Raw genomic sequence first — 13,508 nt, forward strand, 5'->3', positions numbered from 1 at the left:
CAGCGGGTCCCTCGCGGCCGTGGGCCCCCGCAGCGGGTCCCTCGGGCGCGTGGGCCCAACCACGCCCTCCCACTACTCGCAAGTCCCCGGCCGCTCCCACCGCTCGCAAGCTCGCAGTAGTGACCCGTGAGGTGTGGCGACTTTGGGTGTTCTAAGTCGCCAAAGATCACGGCTCGGGCGACGGCGTCGTCCATTCTGCGAAGTCAATGTGCGCCCGCTGGGGCATTCCGGTAAACTTAGGACGTAAGACCCCCTTGATCACTCGCAGGCGCCAGCTTTGCTGGAGAAGGCAAGCGGTTTCCAAGGGGTATTTTCGTGTCCGGACGGTGTACGGCGGAACAACCGCTGAATCATGCAGCGCCCGGCTCAACTTTTTGAGCAAGGGGGAGGATCCCATGCCAGCAATCGTGATCGTCGGCGCCCAGTGGGGCGACGAGGGCAAGGGCAAGGCTACCGATTTATTGGGTGGCCTGGTCGACTATGTGGTGAAGCCAAATGGCGGTAACAACGCCGGGCACACCGTTGTCGTAGGCGGTGAGAAGTACGAGCTCAAGCTCCTTCCCGCAGGCATTCTGAGCCCCAACGCAACACCCATCATCGGCAATGGCTGCGTGGTGAACCTGGAGGCGCTGTTCCAGGAAATTGAAGGCCTGGAGGCTCGCGGCGCCGACACGTCCAAGCTGCGCATTTCCGCCAACGCCCACCTGGTGGCCCCGTACCACCAGGTGCTGGACAAGGTGACGGAGCGTTTCCTGGGCAGCCGGGCCATCGGCACCACAGGTCGCGGCATTGGCCCGGCCTACATGGACAAGGTGGCCCGCCTGGGTATCCGCGTCCAGGACGTCTTTGACGAGTCAATCCTGCGCCAAAAGGTGGAGGGTTCGCTGAAGCAAAAGAACGAGCTTCTGGTGAAGGTGTACAACCGTCGTGCCGTAGAGGTTGACGAGGTTGTGGAGTACTTCCTGGGCTTCGCCGAACGTCTGCGCCCCATGGTCATCGACGCAACCTTCGTGTTGAACGAGGCTCTGGACCGCGGCGAAGTGGTGCTCATGGAAGGTGGCCAGGCAACGTTCCTGGACGTTGACCACGGCACCTACCCGTTCGTCACCTCATCCAACCCGACTGCTGGCGGCGCCTCCGTGGGCTCCGGCATTGGGCCCACCCGTATCACCCGCGCGGTGGGCATCATCAAGGCCTACACCACGCGCGTTGGTGCCGGACCGTTCCCCACCGAACTGTTCGACGAGATGGGCATGTACCTGCAGAAGACCGGCGGCGAGTTTGGTGTGAACACCGGCCGTCCCCGTCGCTGCGGCTGGTACGACGCCGTTTTGGCTCGCCACGCTTCCCGCGTCAACGGCTTCACGGACTACTTTGTCACCAAACTGGACGTGCTCACCGGCATCGAATCGATCCCTGTTTGTGTGGCTTACGACGTCGACGGCGTGCGGCACGATGAAATGCCCATGACGCAGACCGACTTCCACCATGCAAAGCCGATCTTCGAGTACTTCCCCGGTTGGACCGAAGACATTACCGGTGCCCGCACTTTGGAAGATCTGCCCGAGAACGCACGCAACTATGTGCTGGCGCTGGAAGGCATGTCGGGCACCCGCCTGTCAGCCATCGGTGTTGGCCCCGCGCGCGACCAGACAATCGTGCGATTCGACCTCATCAACGACTGACGACCCGTTAGTGTGGGCCCAACGACGTGGGCCCAAGGATTCGATGAATGAAAGCTGCGCCCCGGCTGCTGGACCGTGAGAACGGTCTTAGCATCCGGGGCGCAGCGCTTTTAAGTGCTCAGGCGCCTGTGGGTTCAGCCCTAAAGGGGTGAGGCCGTGGCGCTAAGTCCCGTACGGATGGCGGTCGCGATGGTCTGGGTGGTGGTGTATCCATCGCCTAGTTGCCCGAACGCAGCGTTCCCCCAGGCCCATCCGGCTCCGCTTGAGTCCACTGCCACGCCATGATGTCCTCCGGCGCTAAGGCTGGTGATGGTGGTGTGCTCCGGCCAGGTTCGGGCAACTCTTGCGGCTTCGGAGCGGGGGTTTCTGGTTGCGTCACCCAACTGCCCGTCCTCATTTCCACCCCAGGACCACGCGGTACCATCGGAGTCAACCGCAACCGTATGGACGCGCCCGGCATTGATGCTTGCGATAGTGGCACGTGGCCCCCAGGTGCGGACCACCCGCACGGGCTCGGAACGCCGGGTTGTGGTGCCATCACCCAATTGCCCGCTTTGGTTGAGTCCCCAGGCCCAGGCTGTGCCCTCGGAGTCGACGGCCACTGAATGGAAGGCTCCAGCGCTAACGCTGTCAATAGTGGTTCCGGCCGCCCATTTCGGGGCCACCTTGACGGGAACCGGATGCGAGGTGTCCGTACCGTCGCCCAGCTGTCCGTCGTCGTTCTTTCCCCAGGCGTAGAGGAATCCCAGCGAATCCACGGCCAATGAGTGGTAGCTTCCCGCGCTGACGTCCGTAAAGGTGATGCCGGCAGGAAGCGCGAGCTGCACAGGGACCGAGCTGCCGAAACCGGTTGATGGCTTGCCGAGTTGTCCGTCCTCGTCGCTTCCCCATGCCCAGAGGGAACCGTCGGTGTCCAGCGCTAGTGAATGGAACGCTCCAGCGCTGACTGCCGTGACGGTGACACCGGCGGGAAATGACACCCGAACGGGGATCGAGCTGTTCACTGTGGAAGTGGAACCATTGCCGAGCTGACCATCGGCATTGTTGCCCCACGCCCAGAGTGCGCCGTCGATCCCCAGCGCCAAGGAGTGGAATCCGCCAGCGCTGACGGCTGCCACCGTTACCCCGGTGCCCAATAAGACGCGAACCGGCGCGAAACTGTTCCGGGTGGTCCCGTCGCCCAGCTTTCCGTCCGCATTGTTGCCCCACGCCCAGGCTGAACCGTCGGTGCCAATCCCCAAGGAATGGCACGAACCGGCATCGAGGTCCATAAAAACGGGCGAATTCAAGGGCATGTAACACTCTTTCAGATTTACCAATGGTCTACGAGACCATTCCGAAAACTCATTAATACTATTTAATGATATGTTTTGTGATTTCGGCGCACATCGGTAATAGCTACGTAATTAACACAAAAGTTGGAGAGCCCTAGTTCTCCTCGCCCTGAGGATTTCGGATGGCAAAGAGACTACGCTTGTTGGTATCTATACCCACGGTTTGAGGGAGTTGCCATGAAGGTCAGCGTTGGACAGTTCAACCCCGGCGGCAACGTCGCGGACAACCTGGCAGCAATGCGCAGGCTTGCCGTCTCAGCGCAGCAGGACGGCGGACGCCTGATCGTCTTTCCCGAGGAATCCATGTTCTCGGTGGGGAAGGTCGACGGCGACTTTGCCTCCGCCGTCGACCGTCAGTGGACAACGTTCGTCCAGGGGGTCAGCCTGCTGGCGGCCGAAGTCGGCATTGCGGTGATCGCCGGCGGCTACGAATCCAGCGGCGACGACAGACCCTACAACACGGTGGTGGCCGTCGATGAAGACGGTGCCATCCTGGGCACCTACAGGAAACTCCATCTCTACGACGCCTTTTCCTACCAGGAATCCCGGCGCATCAAACCGGGAGATAACGGCACGACCCTGGTGGAAATCGGGGGCTTCAAGGTGGGCATCATGACCTGCTACGACATTCGCTTCCCGGAGCTGGCGAGGGCGCTGACCCTGGCCGGCGCCGAGATCATCGCCGTGGCAGCCGCCTGGTTCAAGGGGGACTACAAGGTGGATCACTGGGAAACCTTACTCAAGGCGCGTGCCATTGAGAACACGGTGTGGGTTGCCGCGGCCGGAACCTCAAGCGATCACTGCATCGGGCACTCAGCCATCATTGACCCCATGGGAATTCCGCAGCAATTCCTTGCCGATGAGGCCGAGGGAGTGGCCTCCACGGACGTCACTCACCGGCGCATCGAGGAAGTGCGTGAGTTTTTACCAGTATTGCTCAACCGCCGTTTTGAAGATAGTGCCGTGGTGGTTGCCGCGAGTTGATTCCCGCCATTGACGGGTTCCCGTGCGGTGGTTAGTGTCAGGACTAAGGGCAGGAGGAAGTCATGAATGATTCCAAGATCTGGGCGGCGCTTGAACCGATGTTCCCATCGGCTCTTGAAGACATTCCGCTCGACGGGCAATGGTTGAAACCACCGTACGACGACGATCCCGAGGGCAGGGCAATCGTCTGTAACGACGGCGACTTTCAATATGTGGTGGTGGACCGGAAAACCGGCTCCGTACTCTTTGTCTGTGAGGATGACGAATCTGTGATCGCCTCCTCGGTGGAGACCATTGGGCCCATCGTGGCCGCCTGGCGGTCCATCGACAACGACACCGCAGGTCCTGTCGACGATCAAGACTTTTCCGAGGTCAAGAAGTCCTTCGAGTCCCAGCTGAAGACGATCGACCCGGTAGCTGCCGGAGCCAACGAATTCTGGTCCCTCTACACCGAAGAACTGACCAGCGAAGACTACATCGAGATCGAGGAATCCGACGAGGACGACGACGAAGACCTCTTTGTTGAGACGGAAGAAATTCGCGCCGACGCCTAGCTGGCACGGCTAGGCTTGTGGCATGGCACATGTAAACGATCCTGCGGTAATTCGGCGACTTCTGAGCACTCCCGGGCGCTGGGCGGTGGTGGGCTTATCGAACAATCCGCTACGCCCCGCCGTCGGGGTTTCCCTGTTCTTGCAGCAGGAACTCGGCATGGAGATCATCCCCGTGAGCTTGAAGGGCGATGATGTCCACGGCGCCAAGGGGTACACCGAGTTGGCCCTGATTCCCGGACATATCGACGTTGTTGACTGCTTTGTTAATTCGGCGAAGGTTGGCGCCGTGGTGGATCAAGCTATTGCCGTGGGGGCCGGTGCCGTATGGCTGCAACTGGGCGTCATTGACGAGGCTGCGGCGCAGCGCGCGGCCGCCGCGGGCCTGGACGTGGTCATGGATACCTGTCCGAAGATTGAAGCCGCTATTGTGGATTTATAGTCTGCAATTGCCGCCCCGTTAGAAAGTTCCCATGCCGCGCCATCTTGACTCCAGCGTTTCCAAATCCCGCTGGATTATCCTTCCCTTAGTTGCAGTTTTTCTGGTGGTCATTGGGCTTGGCGTGTGGTGGTTTACCGTGGCCAGCACGACGTCGGCCGGCACGAACACACCCTCCTCGCCACTGGCTTCGGCGGGGGACACCGCCAGCCCGAGTATGCCAGCAGCTCAGAAGACCAGCACAGCAACGACTGCCCCGCCGTCGGCGACACCGACGCCCACCCCCAAGCCAGTGATCAACCCTCAAACGGGGCGGGTAGATACTTTGGATGGGCTGGTGCCGGACTATGTACTGCCACCGATCGAAAACGGCATGGTGCCGGTGCTGACCAAGATCCCCACGGAGCAAAAAGTGGTGTTTCTGACCATTGACGACGGCGCCGTCAAGCGTGATTCGGATCTTGCCCTGTTGGAGCAGCACGGCATCAAGGCCTCGCTCTTTCTGGCCAACACCTTTATCGCCAACGACCCCGGCTTTTATAAGAAATACACCGCTGCGGGCCATCTGATCGAAAACCACACCATGTCCCACGACCTGGGTTTCCTCAAGCTCGGCTATGCCGCGCAAAAGGCGGAGATCTGCGGGATGGCGGACTTCGAAGAGGCACAGTATGGCCGCCGTCCTGTCTTCTTCCGGCCGCCGGGGGGCCCATACAGTCAGACTACTCGGAAGGCCGCGGCTGACTGCGGCCTCAAAGCCATTGTCGACTGGGAGACCAAGGCCAACGCTGGCGGCATGGACTACCAGGTGGGTGCCACGTTGCGCCCGGGTGACATTGTGCTCATGCACTTCCGCCCCGAGTTTCCCGCTGACTTGAACGCTTTCATGGCCGCGCAAAAAGCTGCCGGATTGAAAGTGGTGCTGCTCGAGGACTACCTAGCCACCAAGTAAGGCAAATGTCGGCACCGATTGGTAGCGTTAGTGCCATGACTTCGATCGTGTACAACACCGCGACCACGCTCAATGGCTTCTTGGCAGATGAACAAAACTCGCTCGCGTGGCTCTTTGCCGTGGACAACGCCCAAGCGCCGGACATGGCCGCGTTTATGGAGAGAATTGGTGTTTTCGTTGAGGGATCCACAACCTATGAGTGGGTTCTGAAGGAAGAGAACCTTGTGGCCGAGCCGCACAAATGGCAGCAGTTCTATGGTTCCAGGCCGACTTTTGTTTTCACCTCCCGCCAGCTGGCCGTGCCAGCCGGGGCCGATGTCCGCTTTGTCAGCGGACCTGTTGCCGACGCCCTGCCGGCAATTCTGGCCGCAGCCGAGGGTAAGGACGTGTGGCTGGTGGGTGGCGGGGAACTGGCCGGAGCATTCCTGGACATTGACGCCGTCGATGAGATTGTCCTCAGCGTGGCCCCGGCGGCGCTGCCGGCAGGAGCGCCACTTTTGCCCCGCACCGTCGGATCCGAGCGACTCACCCTCGAAAGTGCGGTTAAGTGTGGGCAATTTGCGCAGTTGACCTATTTGGTCAAGAAATGATCGTCAGCGCTGAATCCTTGAGGGCCGCCGCATTGGCCTTCCCCGGCAGCTATGAGGATTTCCCCTTCGGCGCAGAAATCTCGGTTTTCAAGGTCAAGGCGCCTAGCAGCGGCGGCGCAGAATGGGTTGGCAAGGTTTTTGCGCTAGGCAGCCTGGAGGCGCCAGCACTGTCCATCAGCCTCAAATGTGACCCGTTGTTGGCGGCGCAGCTGCGCACGGCAAATCCTGGCATTGTGCCCGGGTACCACCTGAACAAGCGGCACTGGAACACCGTTGACTGTGCCGTGGTCGACGCAGGAATGGTCCTGGACATGCTTGAGGATTCCTACGATTTGGTAGTCTCCGGACTGCCCAAAAAACAACAAATTGCCTTGAAATGGAGTGCCGATGCTGCCAAGGACTGACAAGGGCGGGCTGAACTATCCGCAGCTGGGGCTGACCCGGATGCTGGCCCTTGAGCCCACCGGAACAGGCGAATGGCCCCAAGGTTTTGGGCACGTGGACACGCAAATTCGCGTGGGAACAGGGGATGCGGCCTTCGCAGCCCTGACCGAAGGCATCATGACCTGGCAGATCCAGCGCCGTTCGGGACTGCGCGTGACGGCTCCACCGCGCGCTGCCGTGGGCGCCCGCGTGACCAGCGGTTTTGGTGTTGGAAATCTGCGCCTGCCCGTCCCCTGTGAGGTGGTGTGGGCGCTTGAACCAACCGTTGTGGTGCGCGCTGATGGCGCCGAGGCGACGCTTTCCGGGTTCGGCTACGGCACCCTACCCGGCCACCCTGCGTTGGGTGAGGAGGCCTTCCTGGCCATGAAAACGTCCGACGGCGGCGTGTACTTTCGACTTCTGGCCTTCAGCAAGCCCGCGGGCCTGCTGTTCCAGCTGGGCGCCCCCGTGACGAAACTGACCCAGCGGAATGTCACCAAATCCTACCTGCAGGCCGCACGCTCACTGGTCGCCTGAACGGGATCCGCCACGGGTGGTTCGCTATAGCGGCGGAATATAGCTCTCAGATCCGAGGCCCCTGACTAGTGGGGTATCTTCGGGTAGCGGAAGGTAAAACGCCGTGGTGATTTGGGCCCCATGCCGGCCCGTGGCCCTGTCGACGAACCGCAGTGCCACGGAGTGTTGGCCGGGCGTGAGGTTTTGGATCATTCTCACAAGGGGGATGCCCGTCAGCTCATGGTAGTTTCCGGTGGGGACACCGTCGAATAATATCTGCACCGTCGCTCCGACGGGACCGAAGTTCCCGAATTTATCGATGAGACCGTTGAAGGTGAGGATGGCGGTGTTTGATTCCTGGATCAAGGAATCTATGGTGGGAGTTTTCACTGTCACCGGTGCGCTTTGGGCGCTTTGGGGTGACGTCAAAGTTCCTTTGGCTTGATGAGCGCTCAGTGTCACAGGCCGATCGGATCCGTAGGTCAGCTCAGGGGTGGTCGTCCATGTCCCATCGGCGCCGACGATCGCCGCACCCACCTGCTTGGATCCGTCGCTGATGGCTACTTGTGCGCCGGGGACGCCCGTTCCACTGACCACAGGCAGAAATAGTCCACCCTCTTGTTCCAATACGACCGTGATGGCGGGGGCGGCAAGTACTTCGGGGCCGGGAGGGTTCGTCGGTTCGGGAATTGGGATGGGAACCGGGACCGGGTTGAGTATCGCTGGGGGCTCAACTTCTGGTGCGGGCAGTGGCTCCTGAAGAGGAGTACCGGCATCTGGTTCAGGGACTACCTCGGGAATAACTCCCGATGCTGGCGGCGGTGTGACTGCCGGGCCTTGCGGCTTTTCTTCTGTTGTGGAGGGTTGGCTCGGCGCCGGCAAAGCGGCAACGGGCGCCGCCACGGGATTGTCTGGGCTAGAGGTCACCGCAATGCTAGCAACAATGAGGCTCCCGGCGACAAGCGCCCCGGCCACAATCCCGATGGTTCCACGGTTGCTTTTGACCAGCCGGCGTACATGGGTCCCCACTGGCACCGTCTGAACGGCTTCTGCGGTACTAACGGGGACTGCAAAACTTGCGATGGCTGTTGGGCCCAGGAAGATCGGCAGCAGAACCAGTCCAAGATTGCGGCCAAGGTGGTCAACTTCTTCAACAAGGATGCTGCACTTTGTGCAGGTGATTAGGTGGTCTTCAACCTGGTCATTGACCTTGGTGCTCAGGGTTCCACGGTTGTAGGAGCCCAAACGTTCGGCGTACCACTTGCAGTCGGCGTCTGCGGCGTCGCTATTGACGTGGGCCTGGAGCCATGAGACTCGAAGCCCTTCTTTGGCACGGTAGGCGAGTGCGGCAATCGAGTTTGCTTTCATCCCCAGCAGGGGTGCGATTTCGCGGGGGGTCATGCCCTCCACCTCTGTGTACCAAAGGATCCTGCGCCATTCAGGTTTCAGGTTTGCAAACGCCCGACTTGTTATGGTTTTTTCGAGGCTCTCCCCCTCGAATTCGTAGGAGGGTTCGCTGTCTGCGTAGAGATTTTCAAGAGGGGTGGTGGTGACGCCAGAGGGTGCCCAGCTCATGGAAATTGAGCGCAGTACCGAGTACAAGTAGGGGCGAAAAGCTTCCTTGGGGCCGCCGTCGCCTTTGAGTGTAGACAGGATCCGAACAAAGGCCTCTTGCAGCATATCTTCAGGGTCAAACTTGGCCGTGATGGAGCGGGCGGCCCGAATTCCGGCACTCCGGTGCCTGTTCCACAGGACCGCATAAGCGCGCTCATCCCCACTGCGGGTCAGGGAAATTAATTCGAGGTCAGAAAAGTCCGCCAAGGCAGAGGGGTCGTGCACATTAGGTGCACTTTGCCCGAAGACGGGATCCACTCGCAAGGCCTACTTTCAGATAATTTGTTTTTGCTCCATTGCAGCGAACGGGCAGTGCAACCGGAGTCAGTGTTTTCGCCCAACACCACTCTCGAGGGACAGCCTGTGCAAACTGGGCGGCTTTAAAGAACCCCTAGCGGGAAATCTAGCACCTCAAGGAGCGGTCTGGGAAATACCGTGGGCACGGCGATACGCCGCGATGCGGCACCTAAAACAACCTAAGAAATTCCTGCAGAATGGCGTCATGATCGCGCCCAAAGACACTCTTTAACTAGTGGGAGCGTGTGTTCCCACGTGGAAATGTTCAAATGCGAGGGCCAGAGGTCCTGGACAAAACGAACATTTTGATCTGGAGCGAGAGAATGACGGATTTACAGTGTCCCATGGGTGCCTTCACCCGGCCCGAAAGTACCGAGGAAATACAAGGGATCAACCTGGTCTACCTGGTTGACCGCCCGACCGCCCACGCAGGGGAGACGTTAACTTTCACGGCATGGATCCTGAACTCCACGGCGGAAACGCTCACTAACGTTTGCTTGCTCCCAAGGTCACTCACCAACGGGGATCTGGATGGCCTGGCCTACACCGAGATCCCCACTATCAAAGAGCTCACCGGAAGAATGCTTGGACCGCGCCAGTCACTTTGCTACTCAATGAGTTACAAGGTTACTGACGTGGATGCTGAAAACGGGGGAATGTTTACCAGCGCCGTTCAGGCAGAGCTTTCATCACATCGCTTTGGCCTGCTCGTCAGTGAATGCGATGCCCTATCCGTTATGGAGCCCGGTACGCGAACCAGGAGGGTTCCCTGATGAATACGCCAACCCGAATCGTTGGTGTCACTATGTCCCAGGACGCCGTTGACCAGTTGCAAGCTGCGTTCGACGCGGTGGGAGCAGAAGAGGGGTACAACTGCATCGGTGACTTGCTGGCGGAGGCCGTTCAGAAGGAAATCCTGCGCCTGCAACGCTGCTACAACAGCGGGAACCCGTGGCTGGCCAAAGCTGCGGATTGAAGTCACCTTAAAGCCGAACGGGCAGTAGTTGTTGATATTTAGGTGAAACATCAACAACTACTGCCCGTTCGGGGGAAGGGTGTTAGCCGAAGTACTTAGGCAACGTTCCCTCGTGTGCTTCGCGGAGTTCGTCCAACGGGGCGGTGAACAAGCCCTGCAGATCCAAGGCCGCGCCCGCAGCGTCAACAACGCCGATGCGTGAGACCGGGAAACGGCGTGCGGTGCACATGTCGTTGAAGCGGACCTCCTCGCTGCGCGGCACGGACACGATGGCCCGACCCTGAGTCTCGGAGAAGAGCAACGTGAAAATGTCCACGCCATCACGTGCGGCAACTTCGTCAAGGGCCACACGGGCGCCTGTGTTGTTGCGCAGTGCCGATTCCACCAGGGCGGCAGCAAGGCCACCTTCGGAGAGATCGTGTGCGGAGTCGATCATGCCGTCGCGGGATGCGTTGATCAGGATCTCACCCAATTCACGCTCGTTGGCAAGGTCAACCTTGGGTGGCAAGCCGCCCAAGTGGCCGCGCATGTTGGCCCACTCGGAGCCATCCATTTCGGCCGCCGTGGTGCCGAGCAGGTAGATGGCCTGGCCATCTTCCTGCCAGCCCGACGGTGTGCGACGGGCGACGTCGTCGAACTTGCCCAGAACCGCAACCACGGGGGAGGGGTGGATCGGCGTCGAACCCGTCTGGTTGTACAGCGAGACGTTGCCGCCGGTGACCGGGATGCCGAGGACCATGCAGGCGTCCGACAGGCCGCGGATGGCCTCGGCCAGCTGCCACATGACGTCCGGATCCTCGGGGGAGCCGAAGTTCAGGCAGTCACTGACGGCCATCGGTACGGCGCCGGAGGTGGCCACGTTGCGGTAGGCCTCGGCCAATGCCAGCTGGGCACCGTGGTACGGGTCAAGGAAGGTGTAGCGGCCGTTGGCGTCGGTGGCCAGGGCCACGCCCAAACCCGTTTCCTCGTCCACGCGGATCACACCGGCGTCGTCCGGGAACGCCATGGCGGTGTTGCCGCCCACGTAACGGTCGTACTGGTTGGTGATCCACTCCTTGGAGCACATGTTCGGCGAGGCGATGAGTTCCAGCATTGCCGCCTTGAGCTCATCCGGGGTGGCGGGGCGGCCAGCGTCCTGCACGGAACCGGTGAAGGTGTCCGCCTGCAGGGCGTCCTGCCATTCCGGGCGGGCGTACGGGCGGTCATAGACCGGTCCGTCGTGGGCCACGGTGCGCGGGTCGACGTCGACAATGACTTCGCCTTCCCACTTGATGATCAGGCGGCCTGTGCCGGTGACTTCGCCGAGCCAGGAGTATTCCACGGCCCACTTGTCCATGACGGCTTCAAATGCGGCCATGTTTTCCGGCGTCACCACGGCCATCATGCGTTCCTGCGACTCTGACATCAGGATTTCGCCCGGGGTCAGGGTGGGATCGCGCAGCAGCACGGAGGTCAATTCAACTTCCATGCCGCCGTCGCCGTTGGAGGCCAGTTCGCTGGTGGCGCAGGAAATGCCCGCGGCGCCCAGGTCCTGGATGCCCTCAACCAGGGAACCCTTGAAGAGTTCCAGGCAGCACTCGATGAGCACCTTCTCGGCGAAGGGGTCGCCCACCTGCACGGCGGGGCGCTTGGACGGCTTGGTGGAATCGAAGGATTCCGAAGCCAGCACCGAGGCGCCGCCAATGCCGTCGCCGCCGGTGCGCGCACCGAACAAGACAACCTTGTTGCCCTTGCCGGAGGCGTTGGCCAGGCGGATGTCCTCGTGGCGCATGACGCCAACAGCCAAGGCGTTGACCAGCGGGTTGCCCTGGTACACGGAGTCGAACACCATTTCGCCGCCGATGTTCGGCAGGCCCAGCGAGTTGCCGTAGCCGCCAATGCCGGCAACGGCACCGTGCATGACGCGGGCCGTGTCGGGGTGGTCGATGGCGCCAAAACGCAGCGGATCCATCACGGCCACGGGGCGTGCGCCCATGGAGATGATGTCGCGGACAATGCCGCCAATGCCCGTTGCGGCACCCTGGTAGGGCTCCACGAACGACGGTGAATTGTGGGACTCGATCTTGAACGTCACGGCCCAGCCGTCGCCCAAGTTGGTGACGCCGGCGTTCTCGCCGATGCCCACCAGCATGTCCTTCTTCATTTCCTCGGTCACCTTTTCGCCGAATTGGCGCAGGTGGTTCTTGGAGGACTTGTAGGAGCAGTGCTCGCTCCACATGACGGAGTACATGGCCAGCTCGGCGCCGGTGGGGCGGCGGCCCAGGACTTTCACAACGTCGTCGAACTCGTTTTGCTTCAGGCCCAACTCGGCCCACGGCAGTTCAACATCTGGAGTCACTGCCGCGTTGGCCACGGTGTCGATATTGAACTTCTTGACGGTGGTTTCAGACATTTATTTGCCTCCCAGAATCGTGTTCAGGGCAGAGGTGAAGAAGCCCAGCCCGTCGGTGCCGGTGTGACCGGGGCCGTAGCCGTTTTCAATGGCGTGCTCGGGGTGCGGCATCAGGCCCACCACGTTGCCCGCGGCGTTGGAGATACCGGCAATGTCGCGGCGCGAGCCGTTCGGGTTCATGCCCACATAGCGGAACACGACCCGGTTTTCGGCCTCGAGAGCGTCAAGCGTCTTTTCGTCGGCAATGTACTGGCCATCCTGGTTTTTCAATGGGATGGTGATGTCCTGGCCAGCCGCGTAGGCGTTGGTCCACGCCGTGGTGTTGTTCTCCACGCGCAAAACCTGGTCCCGGCACAGGAACTTCAGGTGGTCGTTCTTGATCATCGAGCCGGGCAAAAGGTGTGCCTCGGTGAGGATCTGGAAGCCGTTGCAAATACCCAGAACTGGCAGCTTTGCGTCGGAGTTGGCGGCATCGACAATGCTGGACATCAGCGGCGCGAAGCGTGAGATGGCGCCTGCCCGGAGGTAGTCGCCGTAGGAGAATCCGCCGGGGATGATGACGGCGTCGACGTCTCCCAGTTGCGAATCGGCATGCCAAAGTTCGACGGCGGTGGCGCCGGATGCGCGCACTGCGCGGGCCGCGTCACGGTCATCCAGCGTGCCTGGGAAGGTGACAACGCCGATGCGGGCTCCCGCCAAACGGGAATCAATCGGGGCCAGGGTGGCCCCGCCAATCAAGGGGGTCTCACTCATCT

General features: G+C 61.0%; 14 protein-coding genes. 10 read left to right on the top strand and 4 right to left on the bottom strand.

The window, feature by feature from the left end; genetic code table 11:
• Nucleotides 1-395: 395 nt before the first annotated feature.
• Nucleotides 396-1,685, top strand: a complete 1,290-nt coding sequence (locus CXQ94_RS04460) for an adenylosuccinate synthase (protein WP_104087335.1) — start codon at nucleotides 396-398, stop codon at nucleotides 1,683-1,685.
• Between the two features lie 140 nt (nucleotides 1,686-1,825).
• Here the strand turns inward: CXQ94_RS04460 and CXQ94_RS04465 are convergent, their stop codons facing one another.
• Nucleotides 1,826-2,980: an RCC1 domain-containing protein gene (locus CXQ94_RS04465; protein ID WP_104087004.1), complete on the bottom strand. Its 1,155-nt coding sequence runs from the start codon at nucleotides 2,978-2,980 to the stop codon at nucleotides 1,826-1,828.
• Between the two features lie 216 nt (nucleotides 2,981-3,196).
• On the opposite strand from CXQ94_RS04465, the gene CXQ94_RS04470 reads away from it, so the two are divergent.
• From CXQ94_RS04470 to CXQ94_RS04500, 7 genes are all read left to right on the top strand, one after another.
• A complete protein-coding gene (locus CXQ94_RS04470) occupies nucleotides 3,197-4,003 on the top strand; it encodes a carbon-nitrogen hydrolase family protein (RefSeq protein WP_104087005.1) in 807 nt (268 codons plus the stop codon).
• Between the two features lie 62 nt (nucleotides 4,004-4,065).
• A complete protein-coding gene (locus CXQ94_RS04475; RefSeq protein WP_104087006.1) occupies nucleotides 4,066-4,557 on the top strand; it encodes an SUKH-4 family immunity protein in 492 nt (163 codons plus the stop codon).
• Nucleotides 4,558-4,579: 22 nt separating this feature from the next.
• Complete coding sequence (locus CXQ94_RS04480; protein ID WP_104087007.1) at nucleotides 4,580-4,996, top strand: CoA-binding protein; 417 nt, start codon at nucleotides 4,580-4,582, stop codon at nucleotides 4,994-4,996.
• 31 nt (nucleotides 4,997-5,027) lie between these two features.
• Nucleotides 5,028-5,945 carry a polysaccharide deacetylase family protein gene (locus tag CXQ94_RS04485; protein ID WP_104087008.1) on the top strand — a complete coding sequence of 306 codons (918 nt, stop codon included), beginning with the start codon at nucleotides 5,028-5,030 and terminating at the stop codon, nucleotides 5,943-5,945.
• 35 nt (nucleotides 5,946-5,980) lie between these two features.
• Nucleotides 5,981-6,535: a dihydrofolate reductase family protein gene (locus CXQ94_RS04490; protein ID WP_104087009.1), complete on the top strand. Its 555-nt coding sequence runs from the start codon at nucleotides 5,981-5,983 to the stop codon at nucleotides 6,533-6,535.
• Nucleotides 6,532-6,939, top strand: a complete 408-nt coding sequence (locus CXQ94_RS04495) for an MmcQ/YjbR family DNA-binding protein (RefSeq protein WP_104087010.1) — start codon at nucleotides 6,532-6,534, stop codon at nucleotides 6,937-6,939. Before CXQ94_RS04490 ends, CXQ94_RS04495 begins: the two co-directional genes overlap by 4 nt.
• A complete protein-coding gene (locus CXQ94_RS04500) occupies nucleotides 6,923-7,495 on the top strand; it encodes a DUF1990 family protein (protein WP_104087011.1) in 573 nt (190 codons plus the stop codon). Before CXQ94_RS04495 ends, CXQ94_RS04500 begins: the two co-directional genes overlap by 17 nt.
• Nucleotides 7,496-7,519: 24 nt before the next feature.
• Here CXQ94_RS04500 and CXQ94_RS04505 read toward each other — a convergent pair whose 3' ends face one another.
• Nucleotides 7,520-9,313: a sigma-70 family RNA polymerase sigma factor gene (locus CXQ94_RS04505; RefSeq protein WP_181034068.1), complete on the bottom strand. Its 1,794-nt coding sequence runs from the start codon at nucleotides 9,311-9,313 to the stop codon at nucleotides 7,520-7,522.
• Between the two features lie 395 nt (nucleotides 9,314-9,708).
• Between CXQ94_RS04505 and CXQ94_RS04510 the strand changes: the two genes are divergently transcribed.
• Entirely contained in the window at nucleotides 9,709-10,158 is a 450-nt protein-coding gene (locus CXQ94_RS04510; protein WP_146070225.1) for a hypothetical protein, read from the top strand.
• Nucleotides 10,158-10,361 (top strand): hypothetical protein, encoded by a 204-nt coding sequence (locus CXQ94_RS04515; RefSeq protein ID WP_104087014.1) that lies wholly within the window; start codon nucleotides 10,158-10,160, stop codon nucleotides 10,359-10,361. The genes CXQ94_RS04510 and CXQ94_RS04515 overlap by 1 nt, the downstream gene beginning before the upstream one ends.
• A gap of 82 nt (nucleotides 10,362-10,443) precedes the next feature.
• Here the strand turns inward: CXQ94_RS04515 and purL are convergent, their stop codons facing one another.
• Both purL and purQ read right to left on the bottom strand, forming a co-directional pair.
• A complete protein-coding gene (gene purL / locus CXQ94_RS04520) occupies nucleotides 10,444-12,753 on the bottom strand; it encodes a phosphoribosylformylglycinamidine synthase subunit PurL (protein WP_104087015.1) in 2,310 nt (769 codons plus the stop codon).
• Complete coding sequence (purQ, locus tag CXQ94_RS04525) at nucleotides 12,754-13,506, bottom strand: phosphoribosylformylglycinamidine synthase subunit PurQ (protein ID WP_104087016.1); 753 nt, start codon at nucleotides 13,504-13,506, stop codon at nucleotides 12,754-12,756. It abuts the gene before it with no gap.
• Between the last annotated feature and the right edge of the window lie 2 nt (nucleotides 13,507-13,508).

Source organism: Arthrobacter sp. GMC3 (assembly GCF_002929305.1).
Lineage (GTDB): Bacteria > Actinomycetota > Actinomycetes > Actinomycetales > Micrococcaceae > Specibacter.

Excerpts from the sequence above, each read along its gene's own strand:
- CXQ94_RS04460 (WP_104087335.1), top strand. The coding sequence starts at position 396 with ATGCCAGCAATCGTGATCGTCGGCGCCCAGTGGGGCGACGAGGGCAAG.
- CXQ94_RS04465 (WP_104087004.1), bottom strand. The coding sequence starts at position 2,980 with ATGCCCTTGAATTCGCCCGTTTTTATGGACCTCGATGCCGGTTCGTGC.
- CXQ94_RS04470 (WP_104087005.1), top strand. The coding sequence starts at position 3,197 with ATGAAGGTCAGCGTTGGACAGTTCAACCCCGGCGGCAACGTCGCGGAC.
- CXQ94_RS04475 (WP_104087006.1), top strand. The coding sequence starts at position 4,066 with ATGAATGATTCCAAGATCTGGGCGGCGCTTGAACCGATGTTCCCATCG.
- CXQ94_RS04480 (WP_104087007.1), top strand. The coding sequence starts at position 4,580 with ATGGCACATGTAAACGATCCTGCGGTAATTCGGCGACTTCTGAGCACT.
- CXQ94_RS04485 (WP_104087008.1), top strand. The coding sequence starts at position 5,028 with ATGCCGCGCCATCTTGACTCCAGCGTTTCCAAATCCCGCTGGATTATC.
- CXQ94_RS04490 (WP_104087009.1), top strand. The coding sequence starts at position 5,981 with ATGACTTCGATCGTGTACAACACCGCGACCACGCTCAATGGCTTCTTG.
- CXQ94_RS04495 (WP_104087010.1), top strand. The coding sequence starts at position 6,532 with ATGATCGTCAGCGCTGAATCCTTGAGGGCCGCCGCATTGGCCTTCCCC.
- CXQ94_RS04500 (WP_104087011.1), top strand. The coding sequence starts at position 6,923 with ATGCTGCCAAGGACTGACAAGGGCGGGCTGAACTATCCGCAGCTGGGG.
- CXQ94_RS04510 (WP_146070225.1), top strand. The coding sequence starts at position 9,709 with ATGACGGATTTACAGTGTCCCATGGGTGCCTTCACCCGGCCCGAAAGT.
- CXQ94_RS04515 (WP_104087014.1), top strand. The coding sequence starts at position 10,158 with ATGAATACGCCAACCCGAATCGTTGGTGTCACTATGTCCCAGGACGCC.
- purL (WP_104087015.1), bottom strand. The coding sequence starts at position 12,753 with ATGTCTGAAACCACCGTCAAGAAGTTCAATATCGACACCGTGGCCAAC.
- purQ (WP_104087016.1), bottom strand. The coding sequence starts at position 13,506 with ATGAGTGAGACCCCCTTGATTGGCGGGGCCACCCTGGCCCCGATTGAT.